Source organism: Paraburkholderia sp. JHI869 (assembly GCF_038900775.1).
In the GTDB taxonomy this organism is placed as follows: Bacteria; Pseudomonadota; Gammaproteobacteria; order Burkholderiales; family Burkholderiaceae; genus Paraburkholderia.
Window position 1 is genome coordinate 36,239 of sequence record NZ_JAYMSC010000052.1, and the last position, 12,079, is coordinate 48,317.

Consider the following 12,079-nt stretch of genomic DNA (forward strand, 5'->3'; position numbering starts at 1 on the left):
TTTGAGCGCGCTACATTGGGCGCGCGAAATTCAGCGTCGCGCGATCGGTGGTCGAATCGTGTGAGCCTGTTTCGTGTAATTTGTATGTAAGGATTGCTGATGATGCATCGCGTATCGCGCGACCACCGCGAAGGAGATGGCTGGCTCGGCGGTCGTGCGGGCCAGACGAGGCTCGGCTGGTCCGCGTTGGGGTTGGCTGCCATGTTCGGCGCGCTGGCTTTCGTTCCCGCTGCGCCGCTCGATGCGCGCATGTGCGCCGCGATGTCGAGCGCGTGCCTCAATCTTTTCATCGTCGTCTTCGGCGCGCGGCTGTTGGCGGCGCGTGCGCCGGCGGGCGTTCCGGTCTCGAAGACTTCGGTGCGCTTGTTGCAATTGTTGCGCCTCGCGTTCCAGCGCAATTCGGAGGCCGCCGACATGCGCGGCCTGCTGCAGACGCTTCCGTGGCAACGGTGGGTCGCGCCGCTCGCCGCGCTCGTTTCGCTTGCGTTCGCCATCGCTGCGTGGATGTCTCCCGCGTTTGCCCCAACCGCTTCGCAGCGTGAATCCGCGCCGTTTCTCGTAGCGGGCGCCGCTGCGCTCGTCATTGCTTTTGCTGCGCTCGTGGCCGAGCGTTTTCATGCGCTGCGCGGCGCGCAATCGCGCGAATCCGCCGCGCTCGCGGGGCCGTTGCGTGCGGTGCTCGTCGCTGCGTTGAGCATGGCGGCTTCTGTCGCGGCGCTGGCTTTTGCGGGCGAAACGCTCACGTGGCTCGTGCGTATCGTCGCCCTGCTTTCCGGCGCGATTGCGGTCGAACTCGGTCTGCGCGCGTTGCTCGCCGCGTTGGCGAAGCCCGACGAGGGCCGCTTCCTGCATAGCACCATCGCCGGCGCGCTGAGCGTGCATGCGCGTCCGGTCGCTGCGTTCAATGCCCAATTGCGTATGCGCTATGGCATCGATCTGCGGCAAAACTGGGCGCTGCAAAGCTTCGTTCGTCTCCTGCCGGGGGCGCTCGTCGCCATGGTGGGGGCGGGCTGGCTGCTGGGCGGCGTGACGATACTCGGCCCAGATCAGCGCGCCGTGTACGAGCGCTTTGGCGCACCCGTCGCCGTGTGGCAGCCGGGACTGCATGCTGGCCTGCCCTGGCCCTTCGGGCGCGCGCGCGTGATCGACAACGGCGCCGTCCATCAACTGATCGTCTCGGGCAGCGCGAACGACAGCAGTCGCGCCGCGCCTCCCGTTTCCGCCGATGGCGACACGCCCGCGCAATTGAACCGCCTGTGGGACGTGGCGCATCCCTGGGAGACGACCCAGGTGATAGCGGGCACGAGCGGCGCACAGCAGGCGTTCCAGATCGTGAGCGCGGACGTGCGGCTCGACTATCGCGTCGGTCTTACGGACGCTGCGGCGCGCGCCTCGCTCTACCGCGCGGTAGATATGGACGAAACGGTGCGCTCGATCGCGAACCGCGAGGTGGTGCGCTACCTCGCGTCGCGCACGCTGCCGTCGCTGCTCGACACGCCGCAAACGGCCATGGCCGGCGCGTTGCGCGGCGCCGTGCAGCACGAGCTGGACCGGCTCGCGAGCGGCATCGAGGTCGTGGCGGTGGTAATCGAGAGCGTGCATCCGCCCGCGGGCGCGGCCGCCGCGTATCACGGCGTGCAGGCCGCGCAGATTCGCGCGCAGGCCAGTGTGGTGCAGGCGCACGGCTTCGCAGCGGCGGCGCTCGGGCAAGCGCAGCAACAGGCGATCGAGACCATTGCGCAGGGCAGCGCGAACGCGGCGGACACGCTTGCCGCCGCGCGCGCCCAGCAGATCGGTTTCGACGCCGACGTGATCGCGCAGCAGCTCGGCGGCCCGGCATTCGGATTCGAGTACTACCTGCACAGCCTGCAAAGAGGGCTGAAGAACGCGAGCGTGACGGTGATCGACGACCGGCTCGCGAGCGGCAGCCGCGCGACGATCGATCTGCGCACGCTGAGCCCGGCCACGGCGGCGGGTACGAAAAAGGCGTGGTAACCCGCGACCCATACATATATAGAGCAAGGTGATTCGAACGTGAGCTTTTTGCATACGCACGGCGATGCGCATTCTCATCATCATCACGACCACGGTGCCGGTGGATCCACGCCGGTGAATCCCCGGCGTTTCGCGTTGCGTGTGGCGTTCGCGTTGTTCTGCGTGATCGTCGCGCTCATCGTGGCGAGCGTGGTGCAGGTGCGCGAGGGCGAGGCCACCGTCGTCACGCGCTTTGGCGACCCGGTGCGCGTGCTGTTGCGGCCCGGCCTCGCATGGCGGCTGCCCGCGCCCATCGAGGCCGCGGTGCCGGTGGATCTGCGGCTGCACACGACTTCGAGCGGATTGCAGGATGTCGGCACGCGCGACGGTCTGCGCATCATCGTGCAGGCGTATGTGGCGTGGCGCGTGCCCGCCAACTCGAACGACATTGGCCGCTTCGTGCGCGCGGTGCGCAACGAACCCGACGAAGCCGCACGCCAGATTCGCTCGCTGGTCGGCTCGGCATTGCAGACCACGTCCGCCGGCTTCGATCTCGCCTCGCTCGTGAATACCGATCCGTCGCAGGTCCGCATCGGCGCATTCGAAGAGGCGCTGCGCCGCCAGGTCGATGCGCAGGTCTATGCGGCCTATGGCGTGCACGTCGTGCAGGTGGGGCTGGAGCGCCTCACGCTGCCTGCTGTGACACTGGCGGCGACCGTCGATCGCATGCGCGCCGAGCGCGAGACCGTGGCCGCGCAGCGCACCGCCGAAGGCCTGCGCGAGGCGGCGCAGATCCGCTCGGACGCCGATCGCGACGCCCGCGTGCTGATCGCCGACGCCAACGTGAAAGCCGCCGATATCGAAGCGCAGTCGCGCAAGGACGCGGCGGCCATCTACGGCAAGAGCTACGCCGCCGATCCCCAGCTCTATACGATGCTGCGCTCGCTCGACACGCTCGGCACGGTCGTCAATAGCAACACGAATCTGATCCTGCGCACCGACGCCGCGCCGTTCCGCGCGCTCGTGCGGGGACCGCCTGGGCTCGGCGCCGCCGCGGCGCCTTCGGGCGCAGTCGTTGCGCCCGCAACCAACGCCCATACGCGCGGGCACACGCCATGAGCACGAGCGACGACCTCCCGGCGCTCGGGCCCGGCGCACAGGCGGTGCGCCTGTCGTTCTGGTTCGTGGCGGCGCTGGCCGTGCTCGCGGCGCTCGCGTGGGCCACCTCGAACGTGCGCCGCATTCCCGCGGACAGCAGCGCCGTCGTGATGCGCTTTGGCGCTTACGTGCGCAGCCAGGGCGCGGGGTTGCTCGTCGCGTTGCCGCGGCCGTTCGAAACTGTGTTGCTCGTGCCGGGCAGCGAGCGCGTGCTCGAGCGGCGTATCGTCTCGCTCACGCGCAATCCGGGCGCGCCCGCGCAACTGGGCGACGCAAGCGACGCGCTCGCGGGTTCCGGGTACGTGCTCACGGGCGACAACGGTGTGGTGCAGGTAAGCGCGACGCTGTTCTACCGCGTGAGCGATCCTTACGCGTATGCGTTGCAGCTCGAGCATCTCGATGCCGCCATCGAGCGCGTCGTCTCGGCGGCAGTCGCGCAAACGGCAGCGCAACGCGACCTCGATTCGATCCTCGTCGCACGGCCGGAAATGGTGGCCGCCGATCAGCAAATGGCGGCGCGCCGCGAGCAATTGCGCGGCGATCTCGCGCGCGCGGTCCAGCGCCAGCTCGACGCGTTGACCGCCGCGCATGCGGGGCTCGGCATCGAAGTTTCGCGCATGGATCTGCAGGCGTCGTTTCCGGCCTCGGCCGTCGATGCGTTCAACGCCGTGCTGACGTCGCTGCAGAACGCCGAGCGCGACGTCGCGCAGGCGCGCACGCTCGCGGAAAAAACGCGGCAGCACGCGCAGCAAAGCGCGGACCGCATCGTGCAGGACGCGCAAGCCAGCGCGGCGGAGCGCGTGGCGACGGCGCAGTCGGAAACCTCCACGATCGCGCAGCTCGAAGCGGCGCTCGGCGCGAATCACGATCCGGGGCTGCTTGCGCGCGCGTATCGCGACCGCGTGCAGGCGGTGCTCGCGCACGCCGCGCGCGTGACGACGCTCGACCCCAACGACGCGTCGAGCCTCGTGCTGCCGGGGCGCGCGCCATGACCACGCCATACGAAACGCCGGCGCGACATAGCGTGCGCGGCTCCGCGCAGGAAGATGAAGCGTCACACGCGCCCGGCCACGTGCGCGAGCGGCACGAAGGGCACTCCGTCGCCACGCTCGTCATGTCGGACGCCGAGCGCCGCGCCATCACGCGCCACACGCTGCTGGCGCTTTTCGCGGGCGCGCTGCTGCTGCTCTCGCTGGCGTGGCCGCATCTGTTCAACGGCAACGCCACGCTCGCGCAAGTGCTGGCGGCGGCGGCTTCGCTCGTGGTCGCGCCGCCCGTGTTCGCAGGCGCCTGGCGCAGCCTAAGGACGCCGAGCCTGCACGGCGTGACCGACCGCCTCATCGCGCTCGCCATGCTGGGCGCGTGGGCCGTGGGCGACATGACGACGGCCGCGCTCCTGCCCATCGTGATGACGTTCGGCCACGCGCTCGAAGAGCGCAGCGTGCTCGGCTCGCAGGAAGCGATACGGGCGCTAGGCCGCCTCACTGCCGGCGACGTGCGCCGCGTGAACGCCGCGGGCGTGGTCGAGACGGTGCCTTATGACGCTCTGCGCCCCGGCGACCTGGTCGACGTGCTGCCCGGCTCGCGCGTGCCCGCGGACGGCATCGTGCGGCACGGCCGCTCGGCCATCGACAATGGCCCGATCACGGGCGAATCGCTGCCGCAGGATGCGGGCGAGGGCGCGCGCGTGTTCGGCGGCGCGATGAATCTGGACGGAGCGCTGCGCGTGGAGATCACGCACGTCGGCGAGGCCTCGACGCTCGGCAAGGTCGTCGAGTTGATGCAGCGCGCCGAGGCCGCGAAGCCGCCCATTACGCAGGCGCTCGAGCGTTATATGGATGCCTATCTGGCGCTCGTGCTGCTGATCGCGGCGATCGTGTGGTTCGTGAGCGCGAACGCTTCGGCCATGCTCGCGGTGATCGTGGCCGCATGCCCGTGCGCGCTCGTGCTGGCGGCGCCCTCCACGGCCATCGCGGGCATCGCGGCGGGCGCGCGGCGCGGGATCCTGTTCAGGAATGCTGCCTTTATCGATGCGCTGGCCGAGATCGATACGCTCGTGATCGACAAGACCGGCACGCTCACGCACGGCGAATTGCGCGTGACGACAGTGGTGCTGCAACCAGGCGTGGACGAAGCCAGCGCGCTCGCGCTGGCCGTGCAGCTTGCCCACGTCAGCGCGCATCCTGTGTGTCGCGCGCTCTTGCGCTACGGCGCGCCGGGAACGCCACAAAGCGCGCCGCCTGCACACGCGCGCGAACTGCGCGGCCTCGGCGTGCTCGCGACGATGCCCGAGGGCGAGGCCGTGCTGGGCCGCCATGACCTGCTCGAACAATACGTGAGCGTGCTGCCGCCCACGCCCGCGGAGTTGAATGGCCCGTGCGTGGGCCTCGCGCTGAACGGCCGCCTGCTCGCATGGTTCGGTTTTGCCGACACGGTGCGTGCGGAAGCGCGCGAAGCGCTGGATGCGCTGCGCGCGCTCGGCATCGCGCGCGCGACGCTGCTCACGGGCGACCGCGAGCGCGTGGCGCGCCGCGTCGCCGCCGAAGTGGGTATCGACACCGTGGTGGCGCATGCGCTGCCGCACGACAAGCTCGATTACGTGCTGGGCGAGATTGGCGCGGGGCGTCGTCCGATGGTGGTCGGCGACGGCCTGAACGATGTGCTCGCCATCAAGGCGGGCGCGACGAGCGTGGCAATGGGCGAGCGCGGCATCGATATCGCCGTGGCCGCCGCCGATATCGTGCTGCTCGCCGACGACCTGCGCCGCGTGCCGGACAGCGTGCGGCTCGGCAGGCGCTGCCGGCGCATCGCGACAGCGAACGCCGCGATCGGGCTCGCGTGGACGGTGGCCGTCATCACGCTCGCGGCGCTCGGCGTGTTGAGCGCCGTGGCGAGCGCGGTGCTGCACAATGTGGGCACGTTCGTGGTGATTGCGAACGCGGGGCGCTTGTTGCGCGACGAGTGACGAACGACGTCAGTGCGGCACCGCCGTCAATGCGCGCAGCTGCTCCAGCAACTTCACCGCCGGGCTCGGCAGAATGCCGTGCCGCCGCCGGAAAGCCGTGAGCATGCGCCGGCCCTCTACCCCCGGCATGTCGAGCGTATCGAACACGCCTGCCTTGCTTTCCGTGAGGTACATCGTCGATGCCATCCAGCTCAGGAACCCCGAGCGCGCCACGAGACTCTTGAGCGCCGTGATCGAGCGCGTTTGCACCACCACGTTCGGCAGCCCCAGCCCCTGCGCCGCGAACGCCTGCTCCATGTGCTCGAACGGCGCTGTGCCGCGTGGAGGAATCGCCCATTGCTCGTTGAGCGTATCGGCGAGCGTGAGGTCGGGTTTCGCGCGCAACGGGTGATCGTGCGCCGCCACAACGTAGCTGCAATCCTCCCACCGGCAATCGCCGATGGCCGCGATTTCGTCGGTATCGGGCACGGCCATGCTGAGCGCGAGATCGATCTCGCGTTTGACGAGCGCATCCGCGAGCCGGTCCCAGACGCCTTCGAGAATCTCGACACGCAGCCCCGGCCAGCGCCGCAGCACGCCGCTCACCGCGAGCGGCAACACGAGGCTCGCAATGCTGCCTACCGCCCCCACGCGGATCGTGCCGCGCGCGAGGCCGCGCATGGCGTCGATTTCCTCGCGCGCCTGCTCGGCCTCGCGCTGGAGCAGGATGGCGTGCGGCAGGAGCGCCTCGCCCACGGCGGTGAGGTGCATGCCGCGCGAATGCCGCTCGAAGAGCGGCGCGCCCACCTGCTCCTCGAGCCGGCGGATCGCGCGCGAAAGCGCGGGCTGGGTCACGTGCAGCGTTTCCGCCGCGCGCCCGAGACTGCCCGCGGAGACGATGGTGGCGAACGCCTGGAGTTGCTGGAGGTTGTAAGTCATGCCCAAAGGTAATGGCTTTTACCGAATTCCGCAATTTTCGGTTACCCGTAGCGTCGCGATAATGATCCTCCATTGAACGACGCGCTTTTTCGACAGGAGGCCTTGGATGACTGGCAGCGCGCCTCAGCAGAACCCGCAAAAGCAGGACACCACGGCGGCCGACGGTGCATGGACCGTGCGCGACGCGGTCATCGACTTCGCACGCCGCGTGGGCATGACCTCGATCTTCGCGAACCCCGGCTCGACCGAGCTGCCCATGTTCCGCGACTTTCCCGCCGACTTCCGCTACGTGCTCGGCCTCCAGGAGGCGGTCGTGGTCGGCATGGCCGACGGCTATGCGCAGGCCACCGGCAACGCGGCGCTCGTGAACCTGCATTCGGCGGCGGGCGTGGGCAACGCCATGGGCAACATCTTCACGGCGTTTCGCAACCGCACGCCGCTCGTCGTCACGGCGGGCCAGCAGGCGCGTTCGATCCTGCCGTTCGACCCCTTTCTCGCGGCCACACAGGCCACCGAGCTGCCCAAGCCCTACGTGAAGTGGAGCATCGAGCCGGCGCGCGCGCAGGACGTGCCGCTCGCCATTGCGCGCGCTTACGCGATCGCCATGCAGGAGCCGCGCGGCCCGGTGTTCGTGTCGATTCCCGTGGACGACTGGGACCAGCCGGCCGAACGCGTGCCGGATCGCGCGCTCGCGCACACCACGCGCCCCGAGCCCGCGATGCTCGCGAAGATCGGCGCAGCGCTCGACGCCTGCGCGCGCCCGGCCTTCGTGGTGGGCGGCGCTGTGGATCGCGCGCTCGCGGCAGACGATGTGGTGCGCCTGGCGGAGCGTCATCGTGCGCGCGTGTTCGTCGCGCCCATGACGGGCCGTTGCAGCTTTCCTGAAAAGCATCCGCTGTTCGCGGGCTTCCTTCCAGCTATGCGCGAGCGCATTGTCGAACTGCTGGGCGGGCACGACCTCGTATTCGCGATCGGCGCGCCGGCATTCACCTATCACGTGGAGGGCCACGGGCCCCATGTGCCGCCGGGCGCCGCGCTGTGCCAGCTGATCGACGATCCCAACACCGCCGCCTGGACGCCCGAGGGCATGGCCGCAGTGGGCAACGTGCGCCTGGGCGTGCTCGATCTGCTGGAGCGCCCCGTTTCTGCCGCTGCGCGTGAGCGTGCGATGCCCGCGCCGCGCGCCGTGCCGCCGCGCGCCATGCCGCCCGCTGAGCCGGGCGAGCGCATGTCGGTCGCCTACGCGTTGCAAACGCTCGCCGAAGTGCGCGACGCGGGCACGACCGTCGTGGAAGAAGCGCCCAGCTCGCGCCCGGTGATGCAGACGTATCTGCCCTACGAGCGCCCCGGCACCTTCCTCACGATGGACAGCGGCGGCCTGGGCTACGGCATGCCCGCCGCCGTGGGCGTGGCGCTCGCAAAACCTGGCGAGCGCGTGATCGCGCTGATCGGCGACGGCTCCAGCATGTATTCGATCCAGGCGATCTGGAGCGCGGTGCAGCTCGAGCTGCCGATTACCTTCGTCATCCTGAACAACACGCGCTACGCCGCGTTGCAGGACTTCGCGCCGGTATTCGGCTTCGCGCCGACCGACCCCGTGCAGGGCACCGACCTGCCAGGGCTCGATTTCGTCACGCTGGCCGCGGGCATGGGTTGCTCCGGCGTGCGCGTGAGCGACGCCGCGCAGTTGCGCGATACGCTTGGCCGCGCGCTGCAAGGGCAGGGCCCGGTGCTGGTCGAAACGCTCGTGGCCTGAAAAACGGTGCGCGCACAACCAATAGAATTCACGCAATTTCTTGTTGAGCGAGGAAAAAGGACATGCAAACCGTAACGATGCTGATCGACGGCGAAGCGGTGCAGGCACGCAACGGCGCGACGTTCGAGCGCCGCAATCCGCTCGACGGCACGGTGGCGAGCCGCGCCCCCGCAGCCACGGTTGAAGATGCCGTGGCCGCTGTCGATGCCGCCGCCGCCGCCTTCCCGGTGTGGTCGGCGATGGGCCCGAGCGAGCGCCGCGCGCTGCTCACGAAAGCCGCACACGCGCTCGAAGCGAAAGCAGAAGCGTTCGCCGCCGCGATGGCCGCGGAAACCGGCGCATCGGGCATCTGGGCGGGCTTCAACGTGCATCTTGCGGCAGCGGGCCTGATCGAGGCCGCCGCGCTCACCACGCAGATCGGCGGCGAGCTGATCCCATCCGACGTGCCCGGCAGCCTCGCCATGGGCGTGCGCCAGCCGGCGGGCGTCGTGCTCGGCCTGGCTCCGTGGAATGCGCCCGTGATCCTCGCGGTGCGCGCCATCGCGCTGCCGCTCGCGTGCGGCAATACCGTCGTGCTCAAGGGCTCGGAGATCTGCCCGGCCACGCACGGTCTCATCATCGCGGCGATGCAGGAGGCGGGCCTGCCGCGCGGCACCGTCAACTTCGTGACGAACGCGCCTGCCGACGCCGCGCGCGTGGTCGAAGCCATGATCGCGCACCCGAAAGTGCGCCGCGTGAACTTCACGGGCTCCACGCGCGTGGGCCGCATCATCGCCGAAACCTGCGCGCGCCATTTGAAGCCTTCGGTGCTCGAACTGGGCGGTAAGGCGCCGCTCGTCGTGCTCGACGACGCCGATATCGAAGCGGCGGCGCACGCGGCCGCGTTCGGCGCGTTCGCCAATTCCGGGCAGATCTGCATGTCGACGGAGCGCATCATCGTCGACGAAAGCATTGCCGACGCCTTCGTCGCGCGTCTGGGCGAGCGCGCGCGTGCGCTGCCGCTCGGCGATCCGCGCAAGGGCCCGGTCGTGCTCGGCTCGGTGGTGGACATGAGCACCGTGGAGCGCTGCAACGCGCTGATCGACGACGCGCTCGCCAAAGGCGCGACGCTCGTATGCGGCGGCAAGGCCGACAGCACGCTCATGCCCGCCACGCTGCTCGACCATGTGACGCCCGCAATGCGCATCTATCACGACGAATCGTTCGGCCCCGTGAAGGGCATCGTGCGCGTGCGCGGCGAGGACGCCGCGATTGCCTGCGCGAACGACAACGCGTACGGGCTTTCGTCGGCGGTCTTCAGTCGCGACACGGCGCGGGCGTGGGGCGTCGCGCAGCGCATCGAGTCGGGCATCTGCCATATCAACGGGCCGACGGTGCACGACGAAGCGCAGATGCCGTTCGGCGGCGTGAAGGAGAGCGGCTTCGGGCGCTTCGGCGGCAAGGCGGGGATTGCCGAATTCACCGAACTGCGCTGGATCACGATGCAGACCGCGCCGCGCCACTATCCGTTCTAAGGGCGCGCCATGCATATCGCCATACTCGGCGCGGGCGCGATGGGCTCGCTGTTCGGCGCTTTGCTCGCCGTTGCAGGCCATCGCGTGACGCTGCTCGACGTCGACGAAGCTCACCTGAACGCGATCAACGAAGCCGGTCTGCGGCTCACGACCGATGCAGGGGAGCGCACCGTCACGAATCTCGAAGCGATGCGGCCGGAGGCGGCGACCACGCCCGCCGATCTGCTGATCGTCTTCACCAAGACGCTGCACACGCAGGCGGCGCTTGGCGCGGCGCATGCCGTGCTCGGGCCGCAAACCGGGTTGCTCTCGCTGCAGAACGGCCTCGGCAACGCCGAGCGTCTCGCAAGTTTCGCGGACCCGGCGCGCGTGATGATAGGCGTGACGACCTGGCCTGCCGACAAGAACGGCCCCGGCCGTGTGAGTTCGCACGGCGCGGGTGCGATCCGCTTGATGAGCGCGGACGGCTCGAACTCGCCGATGCTGACCCGCACGGTCCAAGCGCTCAATGACGCGGGCCTCGCCTGCACCGCGGACGCCGATGTCTGGGCCGCGATCTGGGAGAAAGTCGCGTTCAACGCGGCGCTCAACAGTCTGTGCGCGGTGACGGGCTGTACCGTCGGCGAACTCACGAACGTGCCGGACGGCGAAACGCTCGCGCTGAAGATCGTCGCGGAAGTCGCGGCGGTCGCGCACGCGCACGGCGTGGCGGTGAACGAGGCGCATGTGGCGGACAACGTGCGGCACGCGCTCGCGCATCACCGCGCGCATCGGCCTTCGATGCTTCAGGACGTGCTCGCCGGACGCAAGACCGAGATCGAGGCCATCAACGGCGCGGTGGTCCAGGCCGCGCGCATGCGCGCTGTGGCCGTGCCGAACACGGAAGCGCTGCTGCATCTCGTGCGCCTCGTCGATGCAAAGGAATCCGTATGAAATAGGCAATACACGTCGCGCCACCATGACAAACGAATGACTGCGCGCTCACAGCGCAGCAAAGGAGACAATTCATGACATATGCCACGCCCGCTCCCGCTTCGGGGGCGACGCCGCACGAGAGTGCCGCCATCGCCGGCGGCACGGTCGATATCGGCCGCACACTCGACGAAGGCGCGTATTCCACGCTGCAGAAAATCGCCGTCGTGCTGGCGGCCTTGTCGATCGTCGTCGATGGCTTCGACAGCCAGTTGATCGGTTTCGCGATTCCGGTGCTGATCAAGGAGTGGGGCATCACGCGCAATGCGTTCGCACCCGTCGTGGCGGCGGGGCTGATCGGCATGGGCTTCGGCAGCGCGTTCGCAGGCCTGTTCGCGGATCGCTTCGGACGCCGCTGGGCCGTGGTGGGCAGCGTGCTCGTGTTCGGCACGGCGACGTGCGCGATCGGCCTCGCGCCGAACGTGGCGGCCATCGCCGCGTTGCGCTTCATTGCCGGGTTTGGCATCGGCGGCGCGCTGCCGAGTTCGACGACGATGACAGCTGAATTCACTCCCGCGCGCTTTCGCACGTTCGCGGTGACGGCAACCATCGTGTGCGTGCCGCTCGGCGGCATGCTGGCGGGCATTTTCGCGGCGCAAGTGCTGCCGGCGTACGGCTGGCGCGGGCTCTTTTTCGCAGGCGGCGTGCTGCCCCTCGTGCTCGCGATCGTGTTGCTCGCGGCGCTGCCCGAATCGCCGCGCTGATATGACTCCCGGTGTCAATCGGAATCGGTTTTCAAGATCTAGTCCATGGTTAGAGTAAATTTCCTGAGGGCGGCGTAGCAGTAAATCTCGACGGTGGATCAAGCTGATATTCGCGGGT

General features: G+C 69.2%; 8 protein-coding genes and 1 pseudogene. 8 read left to right on the plus strand and 1 reads right to left on the minus strand.

The window, feature by feature from the left end:
* Positions 1-99: 99 nt before the first annotated feature.
* Genes VSR72_RS41775 through VSR72_RS41790 form a run of 4 tightly spaced genes read left to right on the plus strand, consistent with a single transcriptional unit; the run spans position 100 to position 6,097 of the window.
* Complete coding sequence (locus VSR72_RS41775; protein ID WP_342958036.1) at positions 100-1,995, plus strand: SPFH domain-containing protein; 1,896 nt, start codon at positions 100-102, stop codon at positions 1,993-1,995.
* A gap of 39 nt (positions 1,996-2,034) precedes the next feature.
* On the plus strand, positions 2,035-3,093 hold the full coding sequence (locus VSR72_RS41780) for a protease modulator HflC (protein WP_342958037.1): 1,059 nt from the start codon (positions 2,035-2,037) through the stop codon (positions 3,091-3,093).
* Positions 3,090-4,124, plus strand: a complete 1,035-nt coding sequence (locus VSR72_RS41785; RefSeq protein ID WP_342958038.1) for a protease modulator HflK — start codon at positions 3,090-3,092, stop codon at positions 4,122-4,124. The genes VSR72_RS41780 and VSR72_RS41785 overlap by 4 nt, the downstream gene beginning before the upstream one ends.
* Positions 4,121-6,097, plus strand: a complete 1,977-nt coding sequence (locus tag VSR72_RS41790; protein ID WP_342958039.1) for a cation-translocating P-type ATPase — start codon at positions 4,121-4,123, stop codon at positions 6,095-6,097. The genes VSR72_RS41785 and VSR72_RS41790 overlap by 4 nt, the downstream gene beginning before the upstream one ends.
* 9 nt (positions 6,098-6,106) lie before the next feature.
* Here the strand turns inward: VSR72_RS41790 and VSR72_RS41795 are convergent, their stop codons facing one another.
* Positions 6,107-7,015, minus strand: coding sequence for a LysR family transcriptional regulator (locus VSR72_RS41795; RefSeq protein ID WP_342958040.1), 909 nt, complete (start codon positions 7,013-7,015; stop codon positions 6,107-6,109).
* Between the two features lie 106 nt (positions 7,016-7,121).
* On the opposite strand from VSR72_RS41795, the gene mdlC reads away from it, so the two are divergent.
* The 4 genes and pseudogenes from mdlC to VSR72_RS41815 all read left to right on the plus strand — a co-directional run.
* The gene (gene mdlC, locus VSR72_RS41800; protein ID WP_342958041.1) at positions 7,122-8,771 is read left to right on the plus strand and encodes a benzoylformate decarboxylase; all 1,650 of its coding nucleotides are present in this window, start codon (positions 7,122-7,124) and stop codon (positions 8,769-8,771) included.
* Between the two features lie 62 nt (positions 8,772-8,833).
* A complete protein-coding gene (locus VSR72_RS41805) occupies positions 8,834-10,285 on the plus strand; it encodes an aldehyde dehydrogenase (protein ID WP_342958042.1) in 1,452 nt (483 codons plus the stop codon).
* 9 nt (positions 10,286-10,294) lie between these two features.
* Positions 10,295-11,218 carry a 2-dehydropantoate 2-reductase gene (locus tag VSR72_RS41810; RefSeq protein WP_342958043.1) on the plus strand — a complete coding sequence of 308 codons (924 nt, stop codon included), beginning with the start codon at positions 10,295-10,297 and terminating at the stop codon, positions 11,216-11,218.
* A 74-nt stretch (positions 11,219-11,292) separates the two neighbouring features.
* A pseudogene (locus VSR72_RS41815) lies at positions 11,293-11,958 on the plus strand (MFS transporter); the annotation flags it as partial.
* Positions 11,959-12,079 lie beyond the last annotated feature (121 nt).